This window comes from Lysinibacillus sp. FN11 (assembly GCF_024628845.1).
GTDB classification, from domain to species: domain Bacteria; phylum Bacillota; class Bacilli; order Bacillales_A; family Planococcaceae; genus Lysinibacillus; species Lysinibacillus capsici.
This window is the reverse complement of sequence record NZ_CP102383.1, coordinates 2,156,585-2,171,429: the sequence shown is the minus strand read 5'-3', so window position 1 is coordinate 2,171,429 and position 14,845 is coordinate 2,156,585. Positions and strand designations below refer to the sequence as shown.

Sequence of the window (14,845 nt, the reverse complement as noted above, 5' to 3'; positions counted from 1 at the left end):
GGTTTCCTTTCGTGTTTATTTTATGCGCTGTTGGTGGGTTTATTGGAATAAGACTTGGTAAGCCTGCTTCCCAAAGTAAATCCCGAAACCAATCATTAATAAGGCTGAGATAAAAGAGACCGTTTTCAAAAGCTGTGTAGATAATAATTTTCGAGCAACACTGGATAAAAAGGCATAAATAAAATCTACAAGAATAATGCCCATCAAAATGGCGATACTTACCAAAATGATTTCATACCCTGTTGAGATACCAGCTGTTTTTGCGAGTATGGAGCCGTATATTCCTAGCCAGAAAAGGATGGTTAGCGGATTCAAAAAAGACATGAAAAATCCAGTCATGAGGGATTGTCTCAGTCGTGTTCTTTTCCCTGTTTTCGAATCCATCTCAATTTTATGTAGCGACAGTAAATTTTCGATACCGGTGTATAAAAGAACAAAACAGCCAAAGGACCAAAGGATTGTTTTCAACCAGATGGAATTGATAAATTGGCCAATTCCAAAATATACGATAAACATATAGATAATGTCAGTCGCTATGGCTCCCAGACTAAAAAACCATGCATGAAAAAACCCATTTTTTAAACCTGTATTTAATAGAACAGTCTTAACAGGACCAATTGTTGCAGCCATTGATATGCCTAAAAAGATAAAGGTAAATATAGATCCCATAAAATAGCCTCCAATTATCAAATGTAATTGCATTTTATTCGAAGGCCATAACTTTTAGGACAATCTAAAAGGGCAAAGAAAACATGCTGGAATGAGGATATCTTTAAAACAAATAATTCAATCAAATTCGTTCATAATAATGAAAAGGACGTGATGACAATGCTAAATGAGAAGAAGATATCAAAGCTAAAAAATATGTTAATTGAGCAAAAACACTCGCTCCAACGAAGAATGGATACAGATGATGAATATTTAGAACGAGATAGTTTACGGGATTCAGTTGATGAGTTGTCAACAGTCGATAATCATCCAGCAGATCTGGGTACCGAATTATACGAGCGTGAAAAAGATATGGCGTTAAAGGTCCATGACAATGATGAGTTAGCAAAAGTAAATACGGCCTTACAAAAGATTGAGGATGGTACCTATGGCGTATGTGAAGTTTGTCAACAAGATATCCCATATGATCGATTGGTGGCACTGCCTTATACCTCTTTTTGTATTGAACATACTGCAAAAGACGTTCCAACAGATCGACCAGTTGAAGAGCAAGTGATGCTTCCTCCAGTAGACAATTCTTTTGCTGGCCGAGATGACAAGGATGATATTCATGATTATGAAGATATGTTTCAAGTTGTGGCGAAATATGGAACTTCTGAAACACCTTCCGATTTTGAAGGGGATTTTGAAGATTATGATGAATTATATGAGGACTCTGAAGAAATTGCCGTTAATGACGAATGGGATTCATACCATATCTCTGAAACAGATGAACTAACACGCCAAGTTTCCATTCAGGAAGTAGAACACGCGAGAAAATTTGATTATTTAGAGGATTAAATGTGGGATTCAAAAAGATAGGCACAATTGTTATAAATGAGTGCTTTAATAAAATGTTTAGAACGAATGTAAAACTTGCAGCATGTTTTGTAATAAGAAAAATAGGATGTAAACTCGGAGGTAGGTCCTTTGGTATTTACAATAACCTCAATGTTAGGGAAAAACAGTCCAATGACCGACCTACATCCAAAATAACGTGGTGTCGCTCTATCACGAGTTGCAAGTGAGCTCTCCACAATAGGATTACCATAATATTTAAGCTTTCATCTTAGGATGGAGGCTTTTTCTTTTGCTTCTAAAACTGCACCAAACAGCCAAAACACTATGAGTTGACAGGGCAGAGTTTGGTTAAAAGTTGAATATTTTCGGCAATTGCCGTGAAGTCACGTGTGATTATGTTGGCTACTAGAGATCGGTTTACACTTGCGACCCTAGTAATAAGAGAAAAAAGTAATTGATATGGGATTAAGGCAGTTAGAGCAACTTGAATAATATGCTGGACAAGGATTCCCAAGTAACTATAATTTCAGAAATTACGCAATCGGATCTAAATACCGAAAAAGGAGCAAATAAAGCGTGTCAGAAATAGTGTGCCTCCTGACTTGCCAGAGGCTGTTGTATGAGGGAATTTACCAGAAATGTGTGCTAGCAGCAATCGATATGCTGTGAATATATGAAAGAAAATGTGAAGGAGTAAATCAAATTAAAAAGTGTAAGAAGTGTGGGGGAAAAAGTGGTGGTTACAGGCGATATTATTGTGCTTGCAGATGGATATGAAATTGAGGAATTTAAGTGTAAGAAATGCGAAATCACTTCGAATTAGAAAGAATTTGTGCAGCAAGAAAAAAGGTGAAATTCTTGATTGCGGTAGTATCAGTCAATTTATATTCAAAAGATGCATTTGCCAGCGATGGATGATGAATTACTGGACGAAGCAATTGAAATTGTTCGTCATAGAAATGAAAAATTCAAAAGTGAACATTGTTACGTTCAACGGAATATTGACTATGTAAGTAAAGAAGAAATTGCCAGAAAAGATTGATAAAACCGTAGCAGAGATTAGTTGAAAAGAAAGAAACGAAAAAGGGTCACTAGGTTGGAAGTGACCCTAAACAGAAGTTTTATGTGAATTTTTTAGGATTAGCAACTTTGAGTGATGCAATCTCTCCGCAGTTTTTGCAAAAAGTCATAAGAATTGGTGAACCAAAAGCCATTTTTGAACCAATCGGTCTTATATTACCCGAACTACTATTACCACCAACTTGACCGCTTATAAAGGAATCCTTACCACAAGTCTTACAAACTAACTTATTATTTTCCATAATATCACCTCTTTATGTAATGTATGTAAATTATAGCATAAAAAACCTGAAATATTTCTCACGAATACAACAAACAACTGCACAAAACATATTACACAGTAACTAAAAAAAGCACAGCGTCATCACTCGCCACAGCTCAAATTGGTTTATGCCCTTTTAGGCTATTCAGATAAGTAATTATGACAAAGTTAAGAAAGAGGATTTACTTCAGTGGATTGTAAATTATCGTTGGATGGTGGAACAAACGAGGAAGCAAAGCAGCCAGTAGCAAAGGTAAATAACAATAGTTACATTGGGGTGAAAACGGCTATGTATGGGATTGAGGCAACATTACCAAAAGCTAGTGGTGGAATTAGTGATGCATCGTATACAGCAGTACAATGCCGAGTGTATTCCCTTAATTATACACGTCCGGTCCATATTTTTTTAAGAGATTAGGTATCTTAATAAATTTAAAGCTTAAATATTTACAATCATTTCCATGACTTCTTTTTTGTTATATGATATTTAAAGAGGAGTGGAATATTATGCTTAACATTTTACAAATTGTTTTTGCTATCATTACTGTCTCTCTTTCAGCTTACCTACTTATAACACGTGATTACGATCTGACTTTTTTAATGGTATTCTTCTCAGGTTTATTCATGTTAACTAAAGGAATTGAAGCATTTCAGAGCGAGAGAAAAGTTTATGGTTGGTTATTAATCGGGCTATTTTTATTTGCGGTTTATTTATCAATGTATCAATTCACAGCTTTACTATGACCAACATTAAGGAATTGTAAATACCTTGATATTTAATCTTCCACTTTCAAGTAAAGTGACCATTTTTATCGATAATGTCTGCCTTAACTGGATTTTTTGGGTTAGTACGACGAGCCTTTTCCCAGGCATTTGCATTGGTTCCATCAAAACAATAAATCTTATTAACTCGAACTGCATTTGTTTTATCTAACTTTAGTTCTTTGCCTAAAATGGCCTCCATATCGTCAAGTTCGTATCTCGCTTGAGTGGAACCTCCAATAATAAAGAAAGCCCTTGGTTTTTGAACTTGGCAATGTGCATTAAAAAAAGTAGCTTTAACAACTCCAATTGAGTTTTTGACGTTACCCAAAGTCTTTGAAGCCCATAGGAACGCCATTATCAGGCGTTTAAACATCGAGATAGCACAGAGTTTACAAGCTGGAGAAATCTATACAGACATGGCCATTAGAATCGAGAATGATATGGGATGGACTAGAAAGAAAGGAATTGTTGTTACCCGAGTAGAAGAAAAAATTTAATGGTGAGGTGTAGTAAGACCATATATAAATGATCATCTGTTGCTTCTTTCAAGGCTGTTCTTGCGATTATAAGTGAAAATAGTGTATTATAGCATTCATGTTGTAAACAAAAAGGACGGATGTAATGAAATATAATAAGACAATCATGCTAAAGCTTATAAATGAACATCGAGCATTGCATGATGAATTAAAAAAACTAAAATCTGAAATGGGTTTAGAGAAAAATTTCGCAGTAAAGGCATTGTATCATTCGTTCGTTGCAGAAGATGGTCCTTATATGAAAGAATATCAGGATTTAGAGCGATTATAATAAATCGTAGTGCCACTAACAAAATTGTTGGCAAGATGAATAATAATTTTTAGTGCAAGAATTGAATACTAAGCTTGTGATTGAGCCATTCATTTTGAGTGGCTTTTTATTCTGTCTTTTTACTGGCAGACGCTATAAAGAACGATAAGAAATACACTTTTGAACAGTTTAGGAATTATTACAGATCACTAAATTGGGCAAGCAGGAAAATACAAAAGAATAAGTACTTGAAATGTATGAAAATGAAAAGGGTAACCGCCTGAAAGTTGAAAGGGAATTGGAAAACCTTAAAACAATGATTGGCTATGCGAAAACGCAGATACAAGGAGCATTGAACTCAATTGGTTAATGATCACTAGAAAGATATTGTTCAGTAAAAGATGGGATTCCCATCTATAAGATAGTAGTGTTTAATTCGATTTGCTTTTTTCAAGTTCTTCGATACGTTTCTCTAATTTCTTAATCTTCATGTCATTAAGTAAAGCAATGATTAAAGCAATCATTGCAAAGGTAGAAGCAACGAATAAACTCATTCCGGAACCCCCTAATATTTGTTAATTATATTATACAATAGGTTGTTCAATGGAACAAATTACATTGCTGATATGAATTACTGAACATTTTGAGGAAAGTGTGCACTTAAAAACACTTAAAAACTTTTATCATAAGGTTGGTGAGCCGATAGTGACTGAAAAAACTGTTCAAAAATAAGTAAAAGAAAAAGCAGTAGCGTTTATAGACGCTACAGCTCGAATTGGTTTATGCCTTTCTAGGTTAGTCAGATAAGTAAATATAACTCAACTTAGGGGGGCTAACCTATGTTAAAGGGCAAAAGAGAATTTACTTCAGTGGATTGAGAATTATTGATGGATGGTTGAAATGATGGAGGAAGCACGGCAGCTGGTAGCGAAGGTAGAAGAAGTAGAACGTCGTGTATATTCACTAAATTATCGGATTAAGGAATATGAGCATAAGATTGCAGAGGTGCAGAACCGCATTCCATTTGTAGAAGGGGATAGAGAGGTTGAAGTCTTTCATAGATTACTAGATGGGAATAGCATGCGTGCAATTGGAAAGCAAATGAGATTATCTAGTACGACAATTTTTAGAGTAAGAAATAAAATTTTGAGTCAGATGATGAAGGAGCCAAGGAGTTATTTCTTTTTAATAACATATGTTCAACATTCGGGCCAGATTGTAGAGGAAGGTAAAACATATATTAGTATATATAATGTTACTGAATTTTGAAAGTTTATACTAAACTAGCAGGCAGTTTAAATGAAGAAGCAACATAAAAAAGAACGTGTTTTGTAAAAAATTGATCAAAACACGCTCTTAATAATTAAATTGGTTCATTTTTTTATAAAAAGTTTAATCATTTCCTATTTATGTTACTCAACAACCTGATCCTTTAATTTAATGTCTAAATATTCATTGTGGTAAAATCAAGTGCTTACAAGGAATACTTAGCTAATTGTTCACCCCAAGATGATAATTCAGTCTCAATAAATCCTACCTTTTTATATACAAATTTTGCAGTAAGATTTTCAGGATCATATCCAATCATTATTAAAGAAACGTTTGCAGTATTATTTCGTCTTATCTCTTCAATAACCTGATATATTGCTTGTTTACCTATACCTTTACCTTGAAATTCTTCATCAATCATAAGTCTATAAATCCAATAATTATGGTCATCAGGGTCTATTCCAAACATAGTAAATCCTATCATTTTATTTTCAAGATAAATACCTTTTGCATAGAAATTATCTAGAAATTGAACTTCTGCAATAGAATAAAGATTGGATGCAATAAATGTTTGTTGTTCTTCTTTAACAGATAATCTAATTGCTTCTTCCCAATTACTTTTATCAATAGGCTTTAAATAAATTTTCTTCAATCTGGTACGCTCCCTTTGAAGGGGAATCACGTAGTTTATGGGCTATTGAAACGTTATCCCCTTGTTTTTTCGCCCAATCAAGTATAAATAATTTCTCATCGACAACGCCTCCTTAAAAGTACAAAAAACAAGTAATTATATTCAATATCTTACTGTAATTTAGTAAGTGCTATTCAATTAATTGGCCCATAGATGGAACAACTTATTGACACTAAACAGTTCCTTAAGCTTTTTCAATTTAAGATGTTCTTTTCATTTTCACACCAATGCTAGTTATCTGTTTTAATATAACACAATTGAGTTTACTCATTATCATCTTGCTTGATCGTCGTAATAGGCTTCATTTGCAGCCTTATGATTATTGCCTTTTAGATAAGCTAAAATCATACTAGGTCGTTTAAGTAAAATCCAGTCCCCATAATGGTCAAAGCGCCTGCAAGAAGTAATCATACCATTTTTTATTGTTCCGTATTTTTTACCATTTGTTTTACCCAATTGTTTTAATCGTTTTGCAAAATCAGCATCTTCAGCCATCAGCATCTTCTCATTAAAACCTTTTATTGCTTGAAAGTCCTTTCGATAGCACCAAAAAATCCCTACAGAAATCAAACCATATTTAAACAATAAGGGAACAATCAAGAGAAAGGTAGAAACAATGATTCCAAGCGAAATTCTTTCAAAATTTCCGTTTACGCCGCCTCCAATATATTGATTAGATGCTAGATGCTTTTCAGCTTCTGATAACAAGTGTTCAGTCATTCGAGTATCTGCATCAATTGTAATTAGAATTTCTCCTTTTGCTAGTGCTGCTCCTGCATTTCTAATTTTGGATAAATTTTTATCTTCATTAATCAATGTTACACAATTGTATGACTTTGCAATTTCCTCTGTTCTATCTGTACAACGATTAAGCACAACAATCACTTCTACTTGATCTTTATAAAGTTGTGCAGCTTTGACGATTGATTCTAGGCATCCCCCGATGTACTTTTCTTCGTTGTGAGCGGGTATTATTACGGAAAATTTCACATTATTTTCATTTATATCCTTAATAAATTGCTTGCTTTCGGACATAGCAAAATCCCTCTCTCCTATATAATTAGTACTTACAAAAAAAGTATATCATTTACATATAAATTATTTTATGGCAATTTCGTAACAATATATTCAAAATATAGCTACTTCATAACAGCTAAAATCGCTAATCAAATTGTAACCAGAACCAAAAGTGGCGTGGCTAGAGCCAAAGCCCTTGCAAGGTACACTATCTGGAGAAATCGCATTCTCTTGAATGTTAAGAATTGCATTGATAAGTTCAACAAAAATAATCAGGCGCTCATATAAAATTGAGTTCCTAGTATTTATTGTTTACTCGTCATAGGGTTTGTAATTGCCTGATAACCCTTTTGCTTCCTCTTTATTGAAAGGTGGATTTTATTGAGTAACAATAAAGTTGTTTCTCAATCGTGCGCGATTCTATAACAAAGAACAGCGCTCGTTTTCAATTAAGGTCCAGATTGTTGAATAACAAGCTCTTAAGAAATGTTTACCAACGACGCTTTGGGACATTTTTGCTTCAAAATAATGCAGCGTTTCAGTTGAGATTTGATCATTACAATTTTCCTAAAATAATTTATTATAAAGAAATAGAGTAATTAAAGGATGTGTAGCTATGGTAAATCTCGATAGATTAATTTATCCAGCTTTCATACAGCAAGATGATGAAGGAATATTTTGTGTTTATTTCCCTACTCTGTTTCTTGAAAATGGATGGGAATATCCATTAACAAGAAGAGAAACTAGACACAAAGCAATACAAGATGCCAAAAAGGATTTAGCTTACACTTTGGCTGGAATTCTTTATGACAATGAAGAGCTTCCTGAACCTTCCTATCTAAATAGAGATGACCTTTCCGAAGGAATGGAATTAGTGGAGATAGAGACATCATTTGAACCGTATGCTGAAGAAATAAAGGAGCATTTAAAAGGTCGTCATTGGCATATCACTTATTATGACGAAGAAAATGATGATTATATTGAAGCTATTGGGTATAAAAATGAACAAGGAATGTGGGACATTTATTTTGAAGATTATTCTACGAAAGTGGAATATGATAATTTTGATTCTCCCAATCAAAAAAAATTAAATACCCTATGGACCCTTTGCTCTTTAGTGTCAAATGTTATTCCGATGCAGAGGAGAAATTCAGCCAATATGTTGAAAATGTAATACTAAAGCAACGTGGTAATAAATGATTCAATCTACATGGTTTTCATTGAACTAATAGGTACTCAATTCAACAAGGGAAAAGAAACAAAAGGAACAAATGTAAAACATGAACGATAGTTTGTGATTTAAAGTTTGTATTGTAAACTCGGAGGTAGGTTCGGTAGGAGTAAGGCTGATGTAAAGGAGTAGTGGCGGAATAGAATGTAGTGGTGTATAGCTAATGGCTCTTTGTAGAGGACGCTGAAGCTCAGCAAGATCGGGCATAAACTAGATACCACGAAAATTACCATACAAGGTGCAAATCTACTTTTACTTATTCCTGTCTAAACAAGAACTATAAAAGCATTGTAATAGCTGTAAAAGCTTTATGATGCTTTTTTCTTTTGCTTTGAAAACTGCGTCAAACAGCCAAAACACTTCGAGTCGAGAGGGCAGAGTTTGGTGTGGTTTTGAGAGCAAACATATACCAATGATTAAAGTTGAAGTAAATGCTCATGCAGCTTTACTTTCGCATTTGGAGATTTCGACAAAATTTTTTTCCATTTAAAAGTAAAACACAATTTATTGTTAGAGAAAAAATCGTTAAACAAATTATTATCAAAACATCCTTCGGAGCAAAGTTTCCTCCCCTTTGATTCGTCAGTGTTCTATGAGCGTAGGTTATTATTATTGATTCATTCATAACAACTACGTTTAAATGTGATTAGGTGAAAAGATTTACAAAATATTAATAACTAATTAAAAAACACATGTTATTTTGTTTAGATAAAAGAATTAATTACCTACAATGAGAGGAGAAGAAATAATGGAAAAAAACATTGAAGTTTTAAGAACAGAGGGGGACATTAATTTAACAAAAACTCGTTCTTTATGGCAAGGAAAACACTTGAGCAAAGAATCATTTGAGCTTTTAAACGATGATTCCAAGTATTATTTACATCAATCTCTTTCTACTCCTTGTTTAAATATTATTGAAAAAAGCTATGGAATTTACATAGAGGATATAGATGGAAGAAAGTATATGGATTTTCACGGAAATAATGTTCATCAAATAGGTTATGGTAATGAGTATGTTATTCAAGCAGTAAAAGAGCAGTTGGATATTCTTCCATTCTCACCAAGACGTTATACAAATAAAGTTGCGATCCAGTTGGCAAAAAAATTAGTTGACATTGCACCAGAAAGTTTAAATAAAGTACTGTTGACTCCTGGGGGAACTTCAGCTGTTGGAATGGCTTTAAAACTTGTTAGAAAGGTAACAGGTAAATTTAAAACTATATCTATGTGGGATTCATTTCATGGTGCATCTTTAGACGCTATTTCAGTTGGAGGAGAAGCACTTTTCCGTAACGGTATGGGTCCTTTAATGCCAGGGAGTCTGCATATAGCTCCTTACAATTCATATCGTGGTTTGTTTGATGATGACAATGGTAGATTTAAATCCCTTGATTATTTAGAATATGTACTTGAAAGAGAAAATGAAATCGGTGCAATTATTTTAGAGCCTGTTCGTTGTACAGACGTGCATATCCCACCAAAAGAGTACTATCAACGTTTACGTAATATTTGTGATAGGAACAATATATTATTGATTTTTGATGAAATTCCAACAGCTTTAGGTCGAACAGGTAAAATGTTCACTTTCGAAAATTTTGGAGTTATGCCAGATATTGTTTTATTGGGAAAAGGATTGGGTGGAGGCGTATTTCCAATGGCAGCGATGCTCGTAAAAGGAGAACTTGATGTTGCCCAAGATATTGCACTCGGTCATTACACTCATGAAAAAAGTTCATTAGGTTGTGCAGCAGCATTGGCTACTCTTAATTATATCGAGGATTTTAAATTAATTGATAAGGCTAATCAATTAGGAAATTATATGAGAATACGTCTTAAAAAGATGCAAGAAAAATATGAAATTATAGGTGATGTTCGAGGAATCGGTCTTTTATACGGAGTAGAATTAGTATTAAACCGCAATTCGAAAGAAAAAGCTATATCTGAAGCAGAGCAAGTAATGTATAAATGTATGGAAAAGGGATTAAGCTTTAAAGTATCCCAAGGAAATGTGCTTACTCTCACTCCACCACTTATCATTAATGAACATGAATTAGAACTGGCAATGGATATTTTGGAACAATCTATCCAGGAGGTTTTAGGACAGTAATATAGATTTATGAAGAATTTATACAATTTACTAGACTGAAGCAACTAAACATCTCATATGAGGTGTTTTTATTATATAAAGAAACTTGATGTAACCATTCCAAAACAAACAAAGGTCGATGGAGGTGGGGGTGTTCAAGGCTGTTCTTGCGATTATAAGTGAAAATAGTGTATTATAGCATTCATGTTGTAAACAAAAAGGACGGATGTAATGAAATATAATAAGACAATTATGCTAAAGCTTATAAATGAACATCGAACATTGCATGATGAATTAAAAAAGCTAAAATCTGAAATGGGTTTAGAGAAAAATTTCGCAGTAAAGGCATTGTATCATTCATTTGTTGCAGAAGATGGTCCTTATATGAAAGAATATCAGGATTTAGAGCGATTACAATAAATCGTAGTGCCACTAACAAAATTGTTGGCAAGATAAGTAATAACTTTTAGTGCAAGAATTTAAATACTAAGCTTGGATTGAGCCATTCATTTTGAGTGGCTTTTTATTTTGTCTTTTTTCTCCCAGACGCTATAAAGAACGAGAACAAATACACTTTTGAACAGTTTAGGGATTCTTATGGATAACTAAATTGGGCAAGGAGGAAATCATGAATGAAAAGTTAAAGAAGAAAATAGAAAAGTATATGGATTACTATAATAACGATCGAATTAAACAAAAATTGGCCGGCATGGGTCCGGTAAAATACCGAGCTTATGCCAGCCGATTAGCTGCATAAATAAAACTCTAACTTTAAGGGTTCACTTCACAGCTACATGCCGTCTTGGTCTATTTTCATTTTATTTAATATTTGTTTGCGTTCTAGAGTCAATTCCATAAACTCCTCTAAATCTTCCTCTAAAGCGTGGTTTTTAATAAAGCTACGCGCTCTTGATCGTGCGCTAATGTATTTTGCACGCTCTTTATTCTTCTCTTGCCAACGTTTATTAGCTTCAGTCTGAAAATTCTTCTCCATTTTAATCCTTCCTTTTTTTAAAATATACTATGATATTTAATATCACTAAGATTAAACAAAAAGAGTAAATAATAATCATAGATACATCGAAGAAGCCTGGTTGTTTCCAATTCACCATATTAATCAAAGCGTAAATAGCAAATGCAAAAGCTACTACATATCCGATATTTTTCATAATACAATGGATGTGATAAGATTATAGGTAAGGAGGCGCTAACCTCCTTCTGTAAGCTTTTAGCGACGTTTACCTTTGCGAGAGGGGCGTCGCTTTTGTTTTGGCTTATTCTTTTCATATCGCTAATGTTTTTTGCTGAGCCTGTCAGCAAATTAATTACTGTAGCGACTGCTACTAGATAAGCTAAAACCTTATCATAATCCACTTTGTTCACCTCCTTTCTATACTTTAATTATACTAGTACTAGTATATAGAAACAAGCCTTAATTTACATTTATTTACCTTATAATCAAGCATCTACTAAAAATAAAGAACCAGAGTACCCCGATCAAGATGAATTTGATTTTGAGGAAGATGAAAAAACACATTAACCGAAGTAATCCTGGTAGCAGATGAAAGTATTCTCCATCAAGTACAATTTAGATAAAAATTTTCGGTTTTTGGTTTTATTTGGTTATTTTCGGGTAAAACAAATAAGAGGGTGTATTTAATTATTTTGAGGAAGTAATGAAACAATTCAATGTCTTTACAACAAATAAATTGATAAATAAAATTACCAAAATATGTAGTATTATGTTTTAATGTAAAGTGAGGGGGGAAACGATGAATAAAATTTTTTGAATGATTTTTGTCTTATTCATTGATGTTAAGAAAAAAACAAGGGTTGTGAAAAGATGTTAAAAAATAAAATTATTTCAGCTATTATTACTATAATTATAGGAATATTTATCATACCATTATTTATTCAATATACATATCACCTCTCATACGGCGTTTATGGTACAGCATTTACAGCACCAGCTATGTTAATAGCTATAGTGGTATCAATTCTTCTTGAAAAATACAGTAAAAATAAAAATCCATTTCTTATGTATATTAAACACTTAATATGTACATTAATTTTTGCACTACTATATAGTTTATTTAATTTCGATCTTTTCAAAGATACTTTCTATTTAACTTTTTCAATAGGGAGCATTTATATCACTATATTTGTTATTATTGATTATTTATTAAAAAATTTTAGGAAGAACCAGTAAAGATCTACAGAAACTTAAATGAACTGAAAAATTAGTGTTTAAAAAAAGACCGTGAAAACGGTCTTTTTTTAATTATTAACCCAGCTATCGTATGGTCGACCAACATCTACTAAACCAATGTCCATAGGAGGGAATAATTTATTAATTTCATCTAAGCTTTTTGGTTTGTGTACATAGATTGTTTCAGGACCTTTATTCATGCTATAGATATTACGCATAAATTCGTATCCAGGGAAACCATCATGATAGCCTTTAATACGAACACTACCAGTACGAGTTACTTTAAGTGTAAATTGATAATCAATATCAGGAGAGCCAGTAACTAACGGATTGTTAGAAGCACACTTACAGTTAATGTACAAAATGTCATCAATAACTTCAGTAGCATACTTAATTGTATCCGTAGATTGTTGTTTTGATTTGATTTTTACCCATTTACCATTCTGTAATTCTTCTAATATCGTTACACCAGTATTTGAAGTTGCACTAGTAATATAATTCGCCTTAGAAGTGTCAATCATAAAACTTTGTGATGTTCGATATTTACTTGAATGCCATTCGCCACCTAAGCGGTCTTTACCATCGCCATGAAATCGTTGATTACTATTTAATGGATGTGGAGCGTAATCGAAAGGGAGAAAAGTTCGTAATCGTAATTCTAATTTTGCCATAATATAACCTCCAATATTTTTGTGAAATATGAATCTTACATATTGGATAGGTTATTTTTTAATTGAAAAAACAACCAAAAAATATAAAAAATAGGTTGCTATTTCCTCAGGGAAATCCACTTTATATTAAGAACGTACGTTCTTTTTAGGAGGGTTATCTTGGGAGAATTATATTTAAAATCAATACTGAATAGTTTCTTAACTATTGAGCAGAATAAAAAATTGTATGAGGAATATAAAGTTAGTTTTGATAAAAAGAAGTTGTGTGTTTTAGATAATGAATTTGAAAAATTTTATTCAAAAATAGTTCTTGTTTCATATTTTTCAAAAGCACTTCATTTCGCTGCACAAAAGTATGACCAGGGAATTAGAAGATACAAATGTTTTGAAGTGGAATTGTTGGAAAGAAATGAGGATGTCATATACAGAGATAGTTACAATGTGCATGAGCCAGACAATATTGCAAACTATGTTGAAGATAAAGATATTAGTGAATCCATAACTAATCTTAAAGACAGACAAAAACAAATTTTATACCTACACTTTGTTAGAGAAATGACCGAAGCTGAAATTGCCAGCGTCCTGAATATATCTCAGCAAGCAGTAAATAAGGCAAAAAATAAAGCTATTGATGAAATTAGACTAAATATTACTAAGTAAGGAGTTTCACCTATGGGAAATAAAATAGATCCGTTAGAAGTAATCGAGCTAATTCAACCGAAAATCAAGAAACTATTGTATCAAACGTCCATTGGTAATAGAGAAGATTTAGAACAAGAGTTAAATTTGTTAATTAAAACTTCAATGAAAAAGATTAAATTTAAGAATTTGCCGAGCTTTTCTAAATTAATAAGTTTAATTGAACAGGGTAAAAAAGTTAGCTAAATACTTTTTTATGGATATTAAGCAATCCTAACTGAGATGGGGACGTAGTAACTTGCTATTATTATATTGATTCAACTAATAAGGGACTTTATTGTCCTTATTATTTAACAAATAGACGGGAATGCTAATTTAGTATTAGTAACTAAAAACTAAATTCAAAAGATATTATAATAAGATTAAAGACTAGCCAAGTAATTATGCAAGGGTAATCTTTTTTTTACAGAGGTATTTTAAAAAGATAACCAGGCGCTCGAATGAGTACCTGGTTATTTTTGTAGGTGCTGTATTGTAACTGCTCGTGCACGTTTATTTAATTGTTCAAAAAGTGGTACCCCAGATAGTACCCCATTTAAAAGTGTTTATATGAGTTTATATGGAATAAAA

Annotated in this window: 20 protein-coding genes and 1 pseudogene; 12 read left to right on the top strand and 9 right to left on the bottom strand. The window is 32.7% G+C overall.

The window, feature by feature from the left end; all coding sequences use genetic code 11:
- Positions 1–39: 39 nt before the first annotated feature.
- The gene (locus tag NP781_RS11760; protein WP_221680400.1) at positions 40–669 is read right to left on the bottom strand and encodes a LysE family translocator; all 630 of its coding nucleotides are present in this window, start codon (positions 667–669) and stop codon (positions 40–42) included.
- Between the two features lie 159 nt (positions 670–828).
- Here NP781_RS11760 and NP781_RS11755 point away from each other — a divergent pair, with 159 nt between their 5' ends.
- Together NP781_RS11755 and NP781_RS11750 are read left to right on the top strand one after the other, a co-directional pair.
- Positions 829–1,509 carry a TraR/DksA C4-type zinc finger protein gene (locus tag NP781_RS11755; protein WP_257522356.1) on the top strand — a complete coding sequence of 227 codons (681 nt, stop codon included), beginning with the start codon at positions 829–831 and terminating at the stop codon, positions 1,507–1,509.
- Positions 1,510–2,419: 910 nt separating this feature from the next.
- Positions 2,420–2,551: a hypothetical protein gene (locus NP781_RS11750; protein ID WP_255600859.1), complete on the top strand. Its 132-nt coding sequence runs from the start codon at positions 2,420–2,422 to the stop codon at positions 2,549–2,551.
- Positions 2,552–2,630: 79 nt separating this feature from the next.
- Here NP781_RS11750 and NP781_RS11745 read toward each other — a convergent pair whose 3' ends face one another.
- Positions 2,631–2,831, bottom strand: coding sequence for a hypothetical protein (locus NP781_RS11745; RefSeq protein WP_221680402.1), 201 nt, complete (start codon positions 2,829–2,831; stop codon positions 2,631–2,633).
- 210 nt (positions 2,832–3,041) lie between these two features.
- Between NP781_RS11745 and NP781_RS11740 the strand changes: the two genes are divergently transcribed.
- Both NP781_RS11740 and NP781_RS11735 read left to right on the top strand, forming a co-directional pair.
- On the top strand, positions 3,042–3,269 hold the full coding sequence (locus NP781_RS11740) for a hypothetical protein (RefSeq protein WP_257522355.1): 228 nt from the start codon (positions 3,042–3,044) through the stop codon (positions 3,267–3,269).
- 89 nt (positions 3,270–3,358) lie between these two features.
- On the top strand, positions 3,359–3,595 hold the full coding sequence (locus NP781_RS11735; RefSeq protein WP_004230330.1) for a DUF3953 domain-containing protein: 237 nt from the start codon (positions 3,359–3,361) through the stop codon (positions 3,593–3,595).
- An 18-nt stretch (positions 3,596–3,613) separates the two neighbouring features.
- Here the strand turns inward: NP781_RS11735 and NP781_RS11730 are convergent.
- A pseudogene (locus NP781_RS11730) lies at positions 3,614–3,907 on the bottom strand (PBSX family phage terminase large subunit); the annotation flags it as partial.
- Positions 3,908–4,237: 330 nt separating this feature from the next.
- On the opposite strand from NP781_RS11730, the gene NP781_RS11725 reads away from it, so the two are divergent.
- On the top strand, positions 4,238–4,423 hold the full coding sequence (locus NP781_RS11725) for a hypothetical protein (RefSeq protein ID WP_221680404.1): 186 nt from the start codon (positions 4,238–4,240) through the stop codon (positions 4,421–4,423).
- Between the two features lie 410 nt (positions 4,424–4,833).
- Here NP781_RS11725 and NP781_RS11720 read toward each other — a convergent pair whose 3' ends face one another.
- Positions 4,834–4,956, bottom strand: coding sequence for a hypothetical protein (locus tag NP781_RS11720; protein WP_004230338.1), 123 nt, complete (start codon positions 4,954–4,956; stop codon positions 4,834–4,836).
- Positions 4,957–5,302: 346 nt separating this feature from the next.
- Between NP781_RS11720 and NP781_RS11715 the strand changes: the two genes are divergently transcribed.
- Positions 5,303–5,671 (top strand): hypothetical protein, encoded by a 369-nt coding sequence (locus NP781_RS11715; protein ID WP_257522354.1) that lies wholly within the window; start codon positions 5,303–5,305, stop codon positions 5,669–5,671.
- 205 nt (positions 5,672–5,876) lie between these two features.
- Here the strand turns inward: NP781_RS11715 and NP781_RS11710 are convergent, their stop codons facing one another.
- Complete coding sequence (locus NP781_RS11710) at positions 5,877–6,323, bottom strand: GNAT family N-acetyltransferase (protein ID WP_221682963.1); 447 nt, start codon at positions 6,321–6,323, stop codon at positions 5,877–5,879.
- Between the two features lie 312 nt (positions 6,324–6,635).
- The gene (locus NP781_RS11705) at positions 6,636–7,397 is read right to left on the bottom strand and encodes a glycosyltransferase family 2 protein (RefSeq protein WP_221682962.1); all 762 of its coding nucleotides are present in this window, start codon (positions 7,395–7,397) and stop codon (positions 6,636–6,638) included.
- Between the two features lie 598 nt (positions 7,398–7,995).
- Between NP781_RS11705 and NP781_RS11700 the strand changes: the two genes are divergently transcribed.
- From NP781_RS11700 to NP781_RS11685, 4 genes are all read left to right on the top strand, one after another.
- Positions 7,996–8,553, top strand: a complete 558-nt coding sequence (locus NP781_RS11700; protein WP_257522353.1) for a type II toxin-antitoxin system HicB family antitoxin — start codon at positions 7,996–7,998, stop codon at positions 8,551–8,553.
- A gap of 805 nt (positions 8,554–9,358) precedes the next feature.
- Positions 9,359–10,717, top strand: a complete 1,359-nt coding sequence (locus NP781_RS11695; RefSeq protein ID WP_257522352.1) for a (R)-1-hydroxy-2-aminoethylphosphonate ammonia-lyase — start codon at positions 9,359–9,361, stop codon at positions 10,715–10,717.
- Between the two features lie 210 nt (positions 10,718–10,927).
- A complete protein-coding gene (locus NP781_RS11690) occupies positions 10,928–11,116 on the top strand; it encodes a hypothetical protein (protein WP_004225125.1) in 189 nt (62 codons plus the stop codon).
- A gap of 208 nt (positions 11,117–11,324) precedes the next feature.
- Positions 11,325–11,453: an IS3 family transposase gene (locus tag NP781_RS11685; protein WP_004225126.1), complete on the top strand. Its 129-nt coding sequence runs from the start codon at positions 11,325–11,327 to the stop codon at positions 11,451–11,453.
- Between the two features lie 33 nt (positions 11,454–11,486).
- On the opposite strand, the gene NP781_RS11680 is transcribed toward NP781_RS11685, so the two are convergent.
- The 3 genes from NP781_RS11680 to NP781_RS11670 form a co-directional block, all read right to left on the bottom strand.
- Positions 11,487–11,690 (bottom strand): hypothetical protein, encoded by a 204-nt coding sequence (locus tag NP781_RS11680; RefSeq protein ID WP_221682960.1) that lies wholly within the window; start codon positions 11,688–11,690, stop codon positions 11,487–11,489.
- A gap of 119 nt (positions 11,691–11,809) precedes the next feature.
- The gene (locus NP781_RS11675) at positions 11,810–12,070 is read right to left on the bottom strand and encodes a hypothetical protein (RefSeq protein ID WP_257522351.1); all 261 of its coding nucleotides are present in this window, start codon (positions 12,068–12,070) and stop codon (positions 11,810–11,812) included.
- Positions 12,071–12,973: 903 nt separating this feature from the next.
- Entirely contained in the window at positions 12,974–13,576 is a 603-nt protein-coding gene (locus tag NP781_RS11670; RefSeq protein ID WP_257522350.1) for a DUF3238 domain-containing protein, read from the bottom strand.
- A 159-nt stretch (positions 13,577–13,735) separates the two neighbouring features.
- Between NP781_RS11670 and NP781_RS11665 the strand changes: the two genes are divergently transcribed.
- Positions 13,736–14,236, top strand: a complete 501-nt coding sequence (locus NP781_RS11665; protein ID WP_257522349.1) for a sigma-70 family RNA polymerase sigma factor — start codon at positions 13,736–13,738, stop codon at positions 14,234–14,236.
- 12 nt (positions 14,237–14,248) lie between these two features.
- The gene (locus NP781_RS11660) at positions 14,249–14,461 is read left to right on the top strand and encodes a hypothetical protein (protein ID WP_257522348.1); all 213 of its coding nucleotides are present in this window, start codon (positions 14,249–14,251) and stop codon (positions 14,459–14,461) included.
- The last annotated feature ends 384 nt before the right edge of the window (positions 14,462–14,845 follow it).

What these genes read in the sequence shown, in the direction of transcription:
- NP781_RS11760 (WP_221680400.1), bottom strand. Translation starts at nt 669, where the DNA reads ATGGGATCTATATTTACCTTTATCTTTTTAGGCATATCAATGGCTGCA.
- NP781_RS11755 (WP_257522356.1), top strand. Translation starts at nt 829, where the DNA reads ATGCTAAATGAGAAGAAGATATCAAAGCTAAAAAATATGTTAATTGAG.
- NP781_RS11750 (WP_255600859.1), top strand. Translation starts at nt 2,420, where the DNA reads ATGGATGATGAATTACTGGACGAAGCAATTGAAATTGTTCGTCATAGA.
- NP781_RS11745 (WP_221680402.1), bottom strand. Translation starts at nt 2,831, where the DNA reads ATGGAAAATAATAAGTTAGTTTGTAAGACTTGTGGTAAGGATTCCTTT.
- NP781_RS11735 (WP_004230330.1), top strand. Translation starts at nt 3,359, where the DNA reads ATGCTTAACATTTTACAAATTGTTTTTGCTATCATTACTGTCTCTCTT.
- NP781_RS11725 (WP_221680404.1), top strand. Translation starts at nt 4,238, where the DNA reads ATGAAATATAATAAGACAATCATGCTAAAGCTTATAAATGAACATCGA.
- NP781_RS11720 (WP_004230338.1), bottom strand. Translation starts at nt 4,956, where the DNA reads ATGAGTTTATTCGTTGCTTCTACCTTTGCAATGATTGCTTTAATCATT.
- NP781_RS11715 (WP_257522354.1), top strand. Translation starts at nt 5,303, where the DNA reads ATGATGGAGGAAGCACGGCAGCTGGTAGCGAAGGTAGAAGAAGTAGAA.
- NP781_RS11705 (WP_221682962.1), bottom strand. Translation starts at nt 7,397, where the DNA reads ATGTCCGAAAGCAAGCAATTTATTAAGGATATAAATGAAAATAATGTG.
- NP781_RS11700 (WP_257522353.1), top strand. Translation starts at nt 7,996, where the DNA reads ATGGTAAATCTCGATAGATTAATTTATCCAGCTTTCATACAGCAAGAT.
- NP781_RS11695 (WP_257522352.1), top strand. Translation starts at nt 9,359, where the DNA reads ATGGAAAAAAACATTGAAGTTTTAAGAACAGAGGGGGACATTAATTTA.
- NP781_RS11690 (WP_004225125.1), top strand. Translation starts at nt 10,928, where the DNA reads ATGAAATATAATAAGACAATTATGCTAAAGCTTATAAATGAACATCGA.
- NP781_RS11685 (WP_004225126.1), top strand. Translation starts at nt 11,325, where the DNA reads ATGAATGAAAAGTTAAAGAAGAAAATAGAAAAGTATATGGATTACTAT.
- NP781_RS11680 (WP_221682960.1), bottom strand. Translation starts at nt 11,690, where the DNA reads ATGGAGAAGAATTTTCAGACTGAAGCTAATAAACGTTGGCAAGAGAAG.
- NP781_RS11670 (WP_257522350.1), bottom strand. Translation starts at nt 13,576, where the DNA reads ATGGCAAAATTAGAATTACGATTACGAACTTTTCTCCCTTTCGATTAC.
- NP781_RS11660 (WP_257522348.1), top strand. Translation starts at nt 14,249, where the DNA reads ATGGGAAATAAAATAGATCCGTTAGAAGTAATCGAGCTAATTCAACCG.